This window comes from Nocardiopsis suaedae, assembly GCF_027706745.1.
Taxonomy (GTDB): Bacteria; Actinomycetota; Actinomycetes; order Streptosporangiales; family Streptosporangiaceae; genus Nocardiopsis_A; species Nocardiopsis_A suaedae.
Map to the genome: position 1 here is coordinate 60,428 of NZ_JAQFWP010000003.1, position 13,649 is coordinate 74,076.

14 protein-coding genes and 1 tRNA gene are annotated in these 13,649 nt (G+C 69.7%); 8 read left to right on the forward strand and 7 right to left on the reverse strand.

Going from position 1 to position 13,649, the window contains the following annotated elements; genetic code table 11:
- Positions 1-408: 408 nt before the first annotated feature.
- Entirely contained in the window at positions 409-882 is a 474-nt protein-coding gene (locus O4U47_RS02580) for an NUDIX hydrolase (RefSeq protein ID WP_270675813.1), read from the reverse strand.
- A gap of 445 nt (positions 883-1,327) precedes the next feature.
- The gene (locus O4U47_RS02585) at positions 1,328-1,642 is read right to left on the reverse strand and encodes a thioredoxin family protein (protein WP_270675815.1); all 315 of its coding nucleotides are present in this window, start codon (positions 1,640-1,642) and stop codon (positions 1,328-1,330) included.
- A gap of 168 nt (positions 1,643-1,810) precedes the next feature.
- Here O4U47_RS02585 and O4U47_RS02590 point away from each other — a divergent pair, with 168 nt between their 5' ends.
- Positions 1,811-2,215 (forward strand): heavy metal-responsive transcriptional regulator, encoded by a 405-nt coding sequence (locus tag O4U47_RS02590; RefSeq protein WP_270675817.1) that lies wholly within the window; start codon positions 1,811-1,813, stop codon positions 2,213-2,215.
- Between the two features lie 186 nt (positions 2,216-2,401).
- On the opposite strand, the gene O4U47_RS02595 is transcribed toward O4U47_RS02590, so the two are convergent.
- From O4U47_RS02595 to O4U47_RS02605, 3 genes are read right to left on the reverse strand one after another with little or no spacing between them, the layout of a single operon-like run.
- On the reverse strand, positions 2,402-3,154 hold the full coding sequence (locus O4U47_RS02595) for an ABC transporter (RefSeq protein ID WP_270675820.1): 753 nt from the start codon (positions 3,152-3,154) through the stop codon (positions 2,402-2,404).
- Positions 3,151-3,939 (reverse strand): ABC transporter permease, encoded by a 789-nt coding sequence (locus tag O4U47_RS02600; RefSeq protein ID WP_270675822.1) that lies wholly within the window; start codon positions 3,937-3,939, stop codon positions 3,151-3,153. The genes O4U47_RS02595 and O4U47_RS02600 overlap by 4 nt, the downstream gene beginning before the upstream one ends.
- A gap of 5 nt (positions 3,940-3,944) precedes the next feature.
- Positions 3,945-4,658 (reverse strand): ABC transporter ATP-binding protein, encoded by a 714-nt coding sequence (locus O4U47_RS02605; RefSeq protein ID WP_270675824.1) that lies wholly within the window; start codon positions 4,656-4,658, stop codon positions 3,945-3,947.
- An 850-nt stretch (positions 4,659-5,508) separates the two neighbouring features.
- On the opposite strand from O4U47_RS02605, the gene O4U47_RS02610 reads away from it, so the two are divergent.
- Entirely contained in the window at positions 5,509-6,261 is a 753-nt protein-coding gene (locus O4U47_RS02610; protein WP_270675826.1) for a hypothetical protein, read from the forward strand.
- 400 nt (positions 6,262-6,661) lie between these two features.
- On the opposite strand, the gene O4U47_RS02615 is transcribed toward O4U47_RS02610, so the two are convergent.
- Positions 6,662-6,735: transfer RNA gene (locus tag O4U47_RS02615), tRNA-Gly, on the reverse strand.
- A 131-nt stretch (positions 6,736-6,866) separates the two neighbouring features.
- On the opposite strand from O4U47_RS02615, the gene dcd reads away from it, so the two are divergent.
- Positions 6,867-7,442 carry a dCTP deaminase gene (gene dcd / locus O4U47_RS02620; RefSeq protein WP_270675828.1) on the forward strand — a complete coding sequence of 192 codons (576 nt, stop codon included), beginning with the start codon at positions 6,867-6,869 and terminating at the stop codon, positions 7,440-7,442.
- Positions 7,443-7,452: 10 nt separating this feature from the next.
- Here the strand turns inward: dcd and O4U47_RS02625 are convergent, their stop codons facing one another.
- Positions 7,453-8,061, reverse strand: a complete 609-nt coding sequence (locus O4U47_RS02625; protein WP_270675830.1) for a rhomboid family intramembrane serine protease — start codon at positions 8,059-8,061, stop codon at positions 7,453-7,455.
- Positions 8,062-8,471: 410 nt separating this feature from the next.
- Here O4U47_RS02625 and O4U47_RS02630 point away from each other — a divergent pair, with 410 nt between their 5' ends.
- The 5 genes from O4U47_RS02630 to O4U47_RS02650 all read left to right on the forward strand — a co-directional run bounded on the left by O4U47_RS02630 (position 8,472) and on the right by O4U47_RS02650 (position 13,616).
- A complete protein-coding gene (locus O4U47_RS02630; protein WP_333563628.1) occupies positions 8,472-9,626 on the forward strand; it encodes a quaternary amine ABC transporter ATP-binding protein in 1,155 nt (384 codons plus the stop codon).
- Complete coding sequence (locus O4U47_RS02635; RefSeq protein ID WP_270675834.1) at positions 9,623-10,858, forward strand: ABC transporter permease; 1,236 nt, start codon at positions 9,623-9,625, stop codon at positions 10,856-10,858. The genes O4U47_RS02630 and O4U47_RS02635 overlap by 4 nt, the downstream gene beginning before the upstream one ends.
- Before the next feature lie 78 nt (positions 10,859-10,936).
- A complete protein-coding gene (locus tag O4U47_RS02640; protein WP_270675836.1) occupies positions 10,937-11,881 on the forward strand; it encodes a glycine betaine ABC transporter substrate-binding protein in 945 nt (314 codons plus the stop codon).
- Positions 11,882-12,088: 207 nt separating this feature from the next.
- Positions 12,089-12,259, forward strand: coding sequence for a hypothetical protein (locus O4U47_RS02645; RefSeq protein WP_270675838.1), 171 nt, complete (start codon positions 12,089-12,091; stop codon positions 12,257-12,259).
- Positions 12,246-13,616, forward strand: coding sequence for an amidase (locus O4U47_RS02650; RefSeq protein ID WP_270675840.1), 1,371 nt, complete (start codon positions 12,246-12,248; stop codon positions 13,614-13,616). The genes O4U47_RS02645 and O4U47_RS02650 overlap by 14 nt, the downstream gene beginning before the upstream one ends.
- Positions 13,617-13,649: the final 33 nt, after the last annotated feature.

Below are 13,649 nucleotides of genomic sequence, written 5' to 3' on the forward strand. Positions count from 1 at the left end.
CGCCACCGTCACTCCCGGGGGTCGCGCTCTGGCGGGTGGCAGATCGCCGCCTCCCTGGCGGGGCACGTGTGTGGAACGGAGCCCGGAAACAGCCCCCGGAAAGCAGTAAGGCCAGGTCCCGGAGGCCCCTGGGGGAGCCCGGGAGGTGGCGGTCGCCGAAAGCGGGCGACCGAAGATCGCAACGGCGTAGAGGGTGGGGATGTCGTCCAAGGCGCGGCGGCCGCTGTCAGCGGCGACCGAGGATCTCAGCTCGATGGGGGTGCACGGTGACCTTTTCGCCTAGGGGGCGGTCGCTCTCACGGGGGCGCCTGTGGATTACGGGTCGCTTGCGCTCTACCCCCGGTCCTCACCGCTGCTGACGGCCGCGGTGCGGGCAGTCGAGAAGCGGTTGGCGGAGGTCGGCTGACCTCATCCGATGTGGGTGGGTCCGCCCTGGAGGAAGTGGTCGATGCGTAGGCGCATGGACCGGTCCATGGTCAGCTCGGCGAGTTTCTCCTTCGGGAGCCAGAGGACTTCCTTGGACTCGTTGCTCGTGCGCGGCTCGCCTGAGACGGGGCGGGCGGTGAGCGCGATGGAGAACTCCTGGCGGGCCTCGCCGTCGCTGGTGTAGTACACGATGTGCTTGGGGTCGCTGTAGGTGCCGACGATGCCGGTGATCTCGCAGGTGATCCCGGACTCCTCCTCGGTCTCCCTGACGGCGGCCTGGGGCACGGACTCGCCCAGGTCGATCGCGCCCCCTGGCACGGCCCAGTTGCCGTTGTCGGTCCGGCGGATCATGAGGACTTCGTCGCGCTCGTTGACGACGAACACGTTCACCGAGGGAACACGGCTGTTGGCCTGCGGCGCCTCAGGGTCGTCGTAGTAGTCGATCCGCCTGCCCACGGGCCCTCCTTCAGTCGAGGGGACGCGCCCCGTCCCAGACCTTCTCGAAGCTTTCCAGGTAGGTCGCCATCATCTCCCCGCCCGGAATCTTGCGCAGTGGAAGACGGGCGCCTGGGAGGCCATGCTCCCAATCAGGCGCGTGTGACCAGGCGCTGGTCGGCGGCCTGGTACAGGGTTGTAGTCCGGGCTGCGCGGGTCAGGGGGCGAGGAGCGCTCCGAAGGTGCGTCGTGCGATCTCCTCGAAAGCGCCTGCCCGATGGCCCTGGCCGGGCATGTCAGGGTGGGCTTCGGCCCAGACCTGCGCCGAGTCGGCAGAGGTGAAGGGGGTCAACGCGTCGCAGGACACCGTGACCGCCTCGGCGGGGGCACGGCGCCCCGGCTGGCGCGGTCGATCGCGCTCGTTGTTGGGAGGGCGCGATGGCGTGCAGCACTCCTCCACCGAGGCCTACCGGTCCGGCCCGTTCGCCTCGGCCACGGCCCGGCGTACGGCGGCTTCGCCGGGGGCGCCGGAGACGGTGCCGTCCGCGCCGCGGTACAGGCGGCAAGACACGCTGGGTGCCGCACCGTCGGGCGCGAACGGGTCGGCGCCGTCGATCAGGATCGTCGGCGACCCGGTCATGCCGAGCGCGGCGGCCTGCTCCAGGTCGGACACCTCGACCAGTTCCACCTGCGCCGGTCGGCCCGCCAGCGCGGCGTCGACCTGGGCCAGCGCGAGACCGGCGTGGGGGCACTCCGGAACCGCGAGCACTGTGATGCGCATTTCTGCTCCTCCAGAAGTCCGTACCGGGACCCGGGCGGCGGGGCGTGATCCGGCAGAGGGAGGGCCGCGCAACAGGCCGGAATCCCTGTGGCCTCTTGCCGGGCCACCGCCATATGCGCACGGTAAACATTCCAGTGCGCTGGAAGGTCAAGGCATAGGGTGAGGGGCATGCGCATCGGGGAACTGGCTTCCCGAAGCGGGTTGTCCACCAGGACGCTCCGCTTCTACGAGGAGGTCGGCCTGCTGGTCCCGCCCCCGCGCACATCCGGCGGCTACCGCGATTACCCCGGCTCCGCCGTCGCCCGGTTGGCGTTCATCGGGGAGTCCCAGCGCGCGGGCCTGACCCTCGCCGAGATCCGTTCCGTCCTCACCTTGCGCGACGACGGCCAGGCGCCGTGCGCCCATGTCACCGCGCTCATCCACGAGCACCTGGACGACATCGACCGGCGTATGGCCGAACTCGCCGCCACCCGCCGGGTCCTGCGCACCCTCGCCACCCGGGCGGCCGCCACCGACCCGGCGGAGTGCGGTGGCGATGACATCTGCAGCATCGTCATTGCAGGGGAGACCTGAGGAGGAACCTGCTGCGCCCGACGCGGGCGGGGCGATGGCGAAGTCGTCCAAGATCGACTACCGGTGCGCTCTGGACATGAGAGAAATGCCCTGCCTGATCGATGCGTCATCGCAGGTCAGGGCTTTCTTTCCTGGGTGGGAGCTTAGGTCCGGCCGGGGCGAGTAAGTGTGGTGGGAACCATCGGCTCAGGCGTCGCGACGAAAGAGGCAGTAACCGCCCGCCGCCGCAGCGAGAACCCCCCACCCGGCGAGGACGGCCGCCGCCGCGCCCGGGTGGAGCTCGGTGACACTGTAGGCCGGGGTGCCGACCAGACTCAGGCTCGCCTCGTGGGGAAGCAGTCGGATCACCTCCGGCACCTGGAATACGCCGGTGGCGACCAGTACGGGAGCCAGAACCAGGAGTGTCGGCGGCGCCACCACGTTGCGTGTGACGATCGCCAGCCCGAAGCCGATCACCGGCAGCACCACGTAGACCGCGTACCAGCGCAGAAGCTCCACCGCGATATCCGGCGCGGACGTCTCTCCGAGCAGGAGGGCCAGGCGGCCGGGGGTCACCACCACAACGGCTGCGGGCACGGTCACGGCCAGCAGTGCTGCGAGCTTGGCGGCGTACAGCCGCAGCCGGTCGGGCACCGCGGTGAGCGTCACGCGCAGTTGCCCATTGTGGTATTCGCTTCCGGCCGCGAATACCGCGACCAAGATGAAGACGTAGACCGGCGCCATCAGCACGCCACCGAGCTCGGAGAGTGCCACAGCGCCGTCGCCGGCGCCGATGCGGACGGCGTCGGTCGCGGCGGCGGCGTCCAGCCCGGTATTGAGCACCAGCGTCGCGACAATGGCCAGCCACGTCACCGGATGCGTGACGATCTTGGTCACTTCAGCGGCGAAAAGGTCGCGTCTGCGCAGGCCGACGGCTGCCGTGGTGGCATCGGCCGTCATCGGGCGTCCCGCAGGCGGATCGCGACGGCGGCGCCGGTGACGGCGACCGTCGCCCAGCCGGTCAGTACGGCTGCTCCATGCAGTGGACTCGCGCTGAGGACGTTTGTCGTGGGCTCAAGAAGCAGGTTGCGCGCGGCGCTCAACGGCAGGAGTGCGTCGATGGCCGGTACGGCTGCGAACACTTGGGCCATCGTCAGCGCGATGAAGGCGGTGACGGCGATGATCCCCACAAGGGTGCGTCGGGCCACCAGTGTGACGGCGAATCCGATCAGGGTCGCCGTGACCGCGTACAGCAGGAATCGCCCTTGCCCGGCCAGCGCCTCAGCGCTCCACAGGATGCCGGGATTCCAGTCACGGACCCCCAGATACATGAAGAATGTCGACAGCGCCGCGAGGATGACGCCGACGGCGAGGGCGTACAGCGCGGTCGCGATCACCTTGCCGGCGACGAGCTTCCCTCGGCGTGGGACGACCGAGACGCTGACGCCCAGGTGGCCGGATCGGAACTCCTGTCCGGCGATGATGGCGCCGATGATCGGCAGGAACAACCCTGGCTGCAGCGAGGATGCCACCAGCAGCCCGAGAACCAGGGACTCGGCCCGCTGTCGGTGGCCGGTGAAGAATTCGATGGTCCCGTCGGGACGCATGTCCGCGAGAGAGTCGGAGAGCATGCCAAGCGGTTGGAGCAGCACGACCACGGCGAGCAGCAACAGAACGGCCGTGGCGATCAGGACGCTGGGCAATGAGGTGATCTTGGTGAGTTCTGAGCGTACGACGCCGATCACGGCCCTCACCACCTTTCGCTTTGCGTGCCACCGGTGAGCGCGAAGAACGCCTCCTCCAGCGAGGAGTGGTCGGCAGTGACGTCGGCGAGCGGCCCTTGGGCGATGATGCTGCCGCGATTGATGATCACCACGTCATCGACGGTTTCGGCGGTTTCGCCCATCAAGTGGCTCGACAGCAGCACCGTGTTGCCTTTGGCCGCGTAGGACCGCAGAAACGTGCGGACCGTGCGGATGCCCTCGGGGTCGAGTCCATTGGCGGGCTCGTCGAGGACGAGCGTACGGGGCTCGCCGAGCAGCGCCGCGGCCAGACCCAAGCGCTGCTTCATGCCCAGCGAGTACTTGCGCACCCGGGTCTTCGCCGCGTGGGAGAGGCCGACCTGCTCCAGGACCTCGGACACCCGATTCCGCGGGATCCCGTTGGACTGGGCGATCCAGCGCAGGTGGTCGGCGCCACGCCGCTCAGGCACCGGCCCGGCACCGTCGAGCAGGGCGCCGACGGCCCGGAGCGGCTGCTCGATCCTGCTGTAGGGGACGCCGTCGATGAGCGCAGTGCCGGAGTTGGGGCGATCCAGGCCCAGCAGCATGCGAAGGGTCGTGGACTTGCCTGCGCCGTTGGGGCCGAGGAACCCCGTGACCCGGCCGGGCGTGGCAGAGAAGGACACGTTGTCGACGGCCTTGTTCGAGCCGAACCTCTTACTGAGTTCAGTAATCGCGATCACGTTGATCCAGTGCTCCTGCCCACCCCTAAACGGCTCAAATCAACCGCTAAGGAGCGGCCGTCAGGGAAAGACGATCAGAGCCGGATAGTCAAAGGGGTCGATGTAGACGGAGTCGCCGATGCTTTTGGCGGCGTCCTCGGAATTGCTGGTTGGGTGAGAGCGGCGGTCTTCTGCGTGCTCACTCCCCAGGTCCTCGTTCGGTGTAGCTGTGACCGGTCGCGTCCGTGAGTCATGAACGCGAGTCACGTAATCACATATAGGTGATCGCGACTCGGACAAGACCTTATGAGGTGATGAGGCGGGCGACAAGTAGCTATTCACCAGTGGAGAGGGTGGGTATGAAGAAGCGGTTTTCTGTCCTGGGAGTCATGGTGGATGGCCGGAGCTGGCCGTCGGTATCTCACTAGCGCGGCTTGACGGGTCACGAAGGGCGCGTGTAGCGGGTGGCCGTGACTGGGCGGTGTATCGTTGCGTGCACACTCGGCAGTAGGAACACCTTCTGTGAATCCTCATCGCGACGACTGAGGCAGACCAATGAGCAACCTTCCCCTGCTTGCCATCGACACATTGATCCGCGCCTTTGCCGTGGCCGACGGCTTTCCCGATTGGAACCCGGGCCGAGGCGCCGCCCGGCATGGAGGACCTGGCCAACGACCGGATCTTCTGGGGCAACGCTCGGCGAAGGCTTCGGCACTGTGGTGAGCAAGGTCGGGCACCGCAGCGGGTACAACAGGAGCACCCCGTGCGCCACGGGCATGCTGTGGGGGATCGGTGGGCTGTGCCTGTTGGCGATGAACAGGCCTATCGTCTCGGGCGTGCTGCCCCAGAGCGGTTCATGGAGGGCGGCGGCGTGAGTACCCCCAACGAGATCGCAGCCTCGGCCCGCCGAACCCGCACCACCATCATCGTCCCGGCCGCCCTCGTGGTGGTGCTGGCCGTCGTGGCCGCCGTTGCGATCACCACGGCCCTGAACGCGGGCGGCGAGCAGCTGCAGAGCGCCGCCTCCCCCTCGCCCACGCGCTCCCGTGCAGAGGGCGAGCCGCTGCGCCCGCCCGCCCCCGGGCACGAGGTCGAGGGCTACCCGGTCAACTTCGAGCACACCCCGGAGGGGGCCGTGGCCATGACCACGGCCTACGTCAGCCGCAATGCGACCTTGGACCCCGCGGACAAGGCCGAGACCCGATCGGCCTATGCCGTAGAACTGCAGGGGATCGGGCAGGAGGAACTGGAGCAGCTGGCCGAGCAGTTACAGCTGGGCATCGAGGACGAGCTGGACTACTACGGGTTCGACGTGGATCTGGGCGACCTGCCCCAGCAGGCCACCTATTCGGCGCTGCCGGTGGCGGTGGTCTATGAGGAGATCGACGCCTCGACCACCGAGGTCGCCGTTCTGACCGAGGTGAACGTCTCCGACGGCATCGAGGCCGAGTCCATCTTCCTGGAGCCCCTTGAGGTGCGGTGCGTGTGGAGCGATGACGTGCGCGGCGGCGACTGGGTCATCTCCAGCGAGTTCCCCGAGATCGAGGTGCCGGACAAGGCCGAGCCCGGCACCGAGGAGTTCCAGAGCTCGGAGTGGGCCCCGCTGCAGGGAGGGATGTCCTGATAATGCGCGGCCTGGTCGCGCTGATGGGGGAGGACCGCAACGGTCAATGCCAGCAGGGTGTACTTGCCTGCCGGTGGCGGTCGCCATCAACAGTGAATAGCCGGTGGCCAGGACTCGTGGCGGTCGCCCTCCCAGGGGCTCCGGGGTGCGTGTGGCTTACGGGTTGCTCCCATATGGAGGGGCGGTCGCGCGGTTCTCTAGACCGGGGAGTGACTCCGGATGCTCGGGCGCCGGCCTCCTCCGTGCACCCTGGTGCACCCCCCGCTGAGGGCGTGAATGACGGGACGGAGTCTGCACAACGGGCGGCCGCGGCGAGGTGGTGCACCCCCGCGTGCACCCTCGGCAGCAGAAAAGCCCTGCCTGTTCGATCTGAGATCGCAGGTCAGGGCTTTCTTTCGGATGGAGCGGATGACGGGAATCGAACCCGCGTTATCAGCTTGGGAAGCTGAAGTTCTACCATTGAACTACATCCGCGTCGGGCCGCCTTGCGGCTGCCAACGGGGACCAGCATAGCGGACTCCGGGGCGGAGCGGTAACCGGCGCGGGGCCGCCTGGTCGGGCGGTGGGCGGTCCGGGGGGTCGTCGCAGCAGGTAGGTTCTGTTCCGTGCTGCTCTCCGATCGCGATATCAGGTCCGAAATCGAGTCCGGGCGGGTGAAGATCGACCCCTACGACCCCGGGCTCATCCAGCCGTCCAGCATCGATGTCCGCCTGGACCGGTACTTCCGGGTCTTCGAGAACCACAAGTACCCGCACATCGACCCCGCGGTCGAGCAGCCCGACCTCACGCGGCTCGTGGAGGTCGAGGCGGACTCGGAGTTCATCCTGCACCCGGGCGAGTTCGTGCTGGCCTCCACCTACGAGGTCGTCACCCTGCCGCACGACATCGCCAGCCGCTTGGAGGGCAAGAGCTCCCTGGGGCGGCTCGGGCTGCTCACGCACTCCACGGCCGGGTTCATCGACCCCGGCTTCTCCGGGCACGTCACCCTGGAGCTGTCGAACGTGGCCACCCTGCCGATGAAGCTCTACCCCGGCATGAAGATCGGCCAGCTGTGCATGTTCCGCCTCAGCTCCCCCGCTGAGCACCCCTACGGCTCCCCGCGGTACGGCTCGCGCTACCAGGACCAGCGCGGCCCCACGCCCTCCCGCGCGTTCCTCAACTTCGGGAGGACGCGGGTGTGAGGCCCGGGAACTAGAAGCGGTAGGGGGAGTACGGCGTCGAGGGCTGCGGTGCGGCCCTGGGCCTCTCGCGCTTGGGGAGCAGCCAGGCCGACAGCAGCCCGCCGGCGAAGCCGAACAGGTGCGCCTGCCACGACACCCCCTCCTGCTGGGGCAGCACACCCCAGATCAGCGTCCCGTAGAAGATGATCACGCTGATCATGATCACGATGTCGATGGTCCTGCGCTCCACGATCCCGCGCAGCACGGTGTAGCCGAAGTAGCCGAAGACCAGCCCGCTCGCCCCGACGGTGAGCACGCCGGGCGGGCTGAACAGCCACACCCCCACGCCGCTCACGACCGCCACGATGAGCGTCGTCCAGATGAACCGGCCCAGGCCTCCGCTGAGGGCCACCAGCGACCCCAGCACCAGGAACGGCAGCGAGTTGCTGATGAGGTGGCCGAGGTTGGCGTGCATGAAGGGGGCCGTGACGATCGTCCACGGCGCGCCCGTGTCCCACGAGCGGAGCCCGAACGCCGAGTCCAGCGCGCCGCCCATGACCGAGTCGAACAGTTCGAAGATCCACATCGCCGCGAGGAACCCGGCGACGGTGAGTATGGCGACTATCCGTGAGTGCGTCACCCTTTCGACTCTATGCCACCCGCCCAAGACCTCCCAGCCCCGTCGCGGGAACGGGCGACGGGTGCGGGGTCACGGCATGTAGTTGCGTTGACCTGCTGTGTTGCGCATGGGAGTGATGTGTTTCACATTCGATGACCATGTGATGCGGATCACATCCCGGTGGGTCTCCGCTGTCGGGAACGCGGCACTTCCTCGGATGGCCGCCGCGCTGCCGGTTAAACGTGTTATTTGGGCGTGACCATTCCATGTGAACTGGTCAGACTTCCTCGTTAGCCTGCGACTTCGGCATAAACAGGACTTAAGGAACGGGTCCCCCGCTCCCGTTCACCCCCGGTCCCGAGTGCGACGCAGCCGATGAGGGAGCCGAAGAGGAGACCGTGCCAGCAGTACGCGCAGAGAATCTCTACAAGGTGTTCGGGAGGCGGGCGGCCGCGGCCGTCGAGGCGCTCTCCGACGGACGCCACCGCGACGAGATCGCCGACCTCGGCGTCACCGCCGCCGTCATCGACACCTCCTTCGAGGTGGAGCCGGGCGAGATCTTCGTGGTCATGGGCCTGTCCGGGTCCGGGAAGTCCACCCTGATCCGGATGCTCAACGGGCTGCTCCCGCCGACATCCGGCACGGTCGAGATCGACGGCACCGACATCACCGGACTCAAGAAGGCCGAGCTCCGCAAGGTGCGCAGCGAGAAGGTCAGCATGGTCTTCCAGCACTTCGCGCTGTTCCCGCACCGCCCGGTCGTGGAGAACGCCGCCTACGCCCTGGAGGTCCGCGGCGTTCCGCGTGAGGAGCGGCGTGCCAAGGCCCTGGAGGCGCTGGAGCTCGTCGGCCTCAAGGACTGGGAGGACAAGCTCCCCGGCCAGCTCTCCGGCGGGATGCAGCAGCGCGTCGGGCTCGCCCGCGCGCTGGCCGCCGACACCGACATCATCCTCATGGACGAGGCCTTCAGCGCCCTGGACCCGCTGATCCGCCGCGACATGCAGACCCAGCTCCTGGAGCTGCAGGCCTCGCTCGGCAAGACGATCGTGTTCATCACGCACGACCTCAACGAGGCGATGCGCCTGGGCGACCGCATCTGCGTGCTGCGTGACGGCCGCGTCGCCCAGATCGGCACGGCCCAGGAGATCCTGGACCACCCCGCCAACGACTACGTCGCCACCTTCACCGAGGACGTCGACCGCACCCGTGTGCTCACCGCCTCATCGGTGATGGTCCCCGCCGCCCACTCCGCCGCGCCGACCGACACCCCGCGCGCGGTGCTGCGGGCCATGCGCGAGCAGGGCAGCGACTTCTGCTTCGTGCTCGACTCCGACGAGCACCTCCTGGGGGCCGTCTCGGCCGACGACGCCGAGGCCGCGCAGAAGGACGGTGCCAGTGACATCGCCGAAGCCGTGAAGCCCGTCGACGAGACGACCGCCCCCTCCACCGTCGTGGCCGACCTGTTCGCCGCGGCGGCGCGCTCGGAGCGGCCGCTGGCCGTCGTCGACGCCGACGCCCGCATGCTCGGCGTGATCCCGCGCGCCGCCTTGCTCGACGGACTCGCGATGGAAGGGAGCAGCTCGTGAACCCGATGACCGTTCCCGTCCCGCGCCTGCCCGTCGGCGACTCCTTCGACGCGTCCATCGAGTGGCTCCGCAACAGGCTGGAGGGGTTCTTCGACGTCCTCGGCGCCATCATCGGCGCCTGCGTGGAGGGCCTCACCTCCTTGTTGGCCCACACATCGGCCACCCAGTTCACCCTTCTCGCCTGCGCCGTCATCGCGGTGGGCCTGCTCCGCCGCGGCCACCTGCGCCCGGTGGGGACCGCCGTCGCCGTCTGGGCCGGGCTGTACATCGCCGAACTCGCCGGGGGCGCGGCCACCGCCGCCGTCGGCTCGATGCCGGCGGCGCTGTTCAGCTCGGCGATGAGCCTGTACCAGGCCGAGTACGTGTACCCGCCGCTGGTGCTGGCCCTGTTGCTGCTGACCGCCCTGGTGGTGCTGAGCTTCACCTACGGCCGCGGCACCCGCCAGGAGCTGCTGGCCGCGCTGACCTGCGTGGCCCTTTTCGCGATCACCCTGGCCCACTTCACCCTGGGCGTGCAGCTCTCGCTGGTCGTCCTCCCGCTGTTCGTCCTGCTGGCCTACATGGTGGTGGGCTGGCGCGTGGCGCTGTTCACGGTGCTCGGCTTCCTGCTGATCATCAGCATGGACAAGTGGGAGAACGCCATGTCCAGCCTGGCGCTCATCCTGGTGGCCACCGGCGTGGCCATCGTGGTGTCGCTGCCGCTGGGCATCCTGGCCGCCTACAGCGACCGCTTCAGCACGGTGGTGCGTCCGGTCCTGGACTTCATGCAGACGCTCCCGGCCTTCGTCTACCTGCTGCCCGCGGTGGCGTTCTTCAGCATCGGCGCGGTCCCCGGCGTCATCGCCACGGTCGTGTTCGCGATGCCGCCCGGCGTGCGCCTGACCGAGCTGGGCATCCGCCAGGTCGACAAGGAGCTGGTGGAGGCCGGTGAGGCGTTCGGCGCCCCGGACTGGGCGATCCTGCGCCGCATCCAGCTCCCGCTGGCGCTGTCCACGATCATGGCCGGGGTCAACCAGATCATCATGCTCAGCCTGTCCATGGTGGTCATCGCCGGGATGGTCGGCGCCGGGGGCCTGGGCAACGACGTCTACCGCGGCATCGCCCAGGGCAACGTGCCGGTCGGCTTCGAGGGCGGTATCGCCGTCGTCGTCCTGGCCATCTACCTGGACCGGCTCACCGCCGCCATCACCCGGTTCTCCCCGGCCGGGCGGGCCGCCGCGGCCGCCCGCTGACCCCGGGGCCCACACCCTCACCCCGCTCGTTAGGCCGCCCCCCGCTTCCCCCCTCGCATCCCCAACCACAAGGAGGAGATGAACATGCGCAATTCCCAGCGCTTCCCCCGGTTCACCGCGGTGGGCGCGGCCTCGGCCGCCCTGCTGCTCGCAGGCGCTTGCGGCGGCGGCAACGTCGCCACCGGCCCCGAGGAGGGCGGCGGTGACGGCGGCGGTGAGAAGATCAGCATCGGCATGATCGCCTGGGACGAGGACATCGCCGTCACCCACCTGTGGAAGGCGGTGCTGGAGGAGAAGGGCTACGACGTCGAGATCGAGGAGGTCGACGTCGCCCCCACCTTCCAGGGCCTGGCCGAGGGCGACATCGACCTCTACATGGACGTCTGGCTGCCCGTCACCCACGAGTCCTACTGGGAGGAGTACGGCGACAGCCTGGAGGACCTGGGCGCCTGGAACTCCAACGCCTCGCTCCAGCTCACGGTGCCCTCCTACATGGAGGACATCGACTCCATCGGGGACCTCAAGGGCGAGGGCGACACCTTCGGCGGCGAGATCGTGGGCATCGAGTCCGGCGCGGGCCTGACCAGCGTCACCAAGGACGAGGCCATGCCGACCTACGGCCTGGAGGACGAGTACGAGCTCGTCGAGTCCTCCACCCCGAGCATGCTGGAGGCCCTGGACACCGCGGTCGCCGATGAGGAGCCGATCGTCGTCACCCTGTGGCACCCGCACGCCGCCTACGACCAGTACGACCTCAAGGACCTCGAGGACCCCGAGGGCGCCATGGGCGAGGCCGAGGAGATGAAGGTCGCCGGCCGTGAGGGCTTCTCCGACGACCACCCCGAGGTCGCCGAGTGGATGAAGGCGTTCGAGCTGGACGATGAGCAGCTCGCCGGCCTGCTGACCACGGTCCGCGTCGACCACGAGGACGACCCGGAGAAGGGCGCCCGCGAGTGGCTGTCCGAGAACCCCGGCGTCCTCGAGGGCTGGATGGGCGACGACGCCGAGGGCCTGGAGTTCTGAGCCCGGAGCCGCGCGCCCGGACCACGACCGAGGCACTACTGAGGGAGGGGCCCCGCCGTTCGGCGGGGCCCCTCCCCTTTTCGCGGTGCGGGCGGCGGGGGCGAGGGGCCGGTGCGGTCGGCCACACTAAAGCTAAGAAGTTGCGTTTAGGGGGCGGGGGTTCTAGGGTCGCATTAAAGCAAAATCTTTGCATTAAGGAGGCCGGGTATGCCCCCGGACGACCCCGTGCCGCTGTCGGACGCCGGAGCGGCCACCGCCGCGCACGTCCGTTCCGTCCTGGCGGTCCTGCAGGAGCTGGACACGCATCCGGACCTGCCGGATACGCCGCCCGCGGCCGCCTTCGCCCCGATGGAGGAGCCGCCCGGTGCAGCCCTTTGAGATGACGCTCGCCTCCGCCGCCGAGGCCGTCCGTGAGCGGCGGCTGTCCCCCGTCGAACTGGTGGACTCGGTGCTGGACCGGATCGGCGAGGTGGAGCCGGACCTGGGCGCCTACGCCGCGGTGACGGCCGACCGGGCCCACCTTGCGGCGCGGCGGGCGGAGCAGCAGGCCGCGCAGGGGCGCCCGCTCGGCCCCGTGCACGGGACCGCCGTCGCGCTGAAGGACCTGATCGACGTCGCGGGGCTGCCCACCGGGGCGGGCTCGCGCGTGCGCGCGGGGCACACGGCGGCGGCCGACAGCGCGGTCGCCGAACGCCTCGCGGCGGCCGGGGCCGCACTGGTCGGAAAGGCCCACACGCACGAGTTCGCCTATGGCCTGACCACTCCGCAGACGCGCAACGCCTGGGACCGCGACCGGGTCGCCGGAGGATCCAGCGGCGGGTCGGCGGTGGCGGTGGCCTCGGGGGCGGCGACCTTCGCCCTGGGCACCGACACCGGCGGCTCGATCCGGGTGCCCGCCGCCCTCAACGGCGTCGTCGGGCTGAAGCCCACCTTCGGGCTGGTCCCCCTGCGCGGCGTCACACCGCTGTCCTGGTCCCTCGACCACGCCGGCCCCATCACCCGCACCGTCGGGGACGCGGCCCTGGCGCTCTCGGCGCTGGCCCCCGGATGGGACGCCGACACGGCCGGTGCACCGGCTTCCGGCGGCGGCCCTCCGCTGGAAGGGCTGCGCGTGGGGGTGCCGCGGAACTACTTCTTCGACCGTGTGGACCCCGACGTCGAGGCCGCGGTCCGGCAGGCCACCGACCGGCTGGTGGAGCTCGGGGCCCGGCCCGTCGGGGTCGAGATCCCGATGGGGCGCTACGTCCAGGCGGCACACTGGGGCCTGATGGTCCCCGAGGCCTCCGCCTACCACGGGCCGACCCTGCGCACCGCCCCCGAGCTGTACGGAGCGGACGTGCGCGCCCTGCTCGAAGCGGGGACGGCGGTGACCGCCGCCGACCACCTGCGCGCCCAGCGCGCCCGGACGATGATGGCGCGCGCCTGGGCGCGGCTGTTCGGCGGCGTCGACCTGGTGGCCGCTCCGACGGTGCCGGTGACCGCGGTGCGGGCGGGCCAGGAGGAGGTCTCCTGGTCCGACGGCGCGTCCGAGGGCGTCGCCGACGCCTACGTGCGCCTGTGCGCCCCCGCCAACCTCACCGGAGGCCCCGCGCTGACGCTTCCGGTCGGCCGCGACCGCCACGGCCTGCCGATCGGAATGCAGCTCATCGGGGCGCCCGGCGGGGACGGGGTGCTCCTGCGGGCGGGGGAGGCCTACGAGCGCGCCGAGCCCGGGTTCGGCGCGGTGGTGCCGTGACGACTGTGCCGGTGACGGCGGCGCCGTGACGGC

Bases quoted from the DNA above. Each gene is read 5' to 3' on its own strand.
- O4U47_RS02640 (WP_270675836.1), top strand. From the start codon at position 10,937: ATGAACATGCGCAATTCCCAGCGCTTCCCCCGGTTCACCGCGGTGGGC.
- O4U47_RS02590 (WP_270675817.1), top strand. From the start codon at position 1,811: ATGCGCATCGGGGAACTGGCTTCCCGAAGCGGGTTGTCCACCAGGACG.
- O4U47_RS02595 (WP_270675820.1), bottom strand. From the start codon at position 3,154: ATGACGGCCGATGCCACCACGGCAGCCGTCGGCCTGCGCAGACGCGAC.
- O4U47_RS02585 (WP_270675815.1), bottom strand. From the start codon at position 1,642: ATGCGCATCACAGTGCTCGCGGTTCCGGAGTGCCCCCACGCCGGTCTC.
- O4U47_RS02645 (WP_270675838.1), top strand. From the start codon at position 12,089: ATGCCCCCGGACGACCCCGTGCCGCTGTCGGACGCCGGAGCGGCCACC.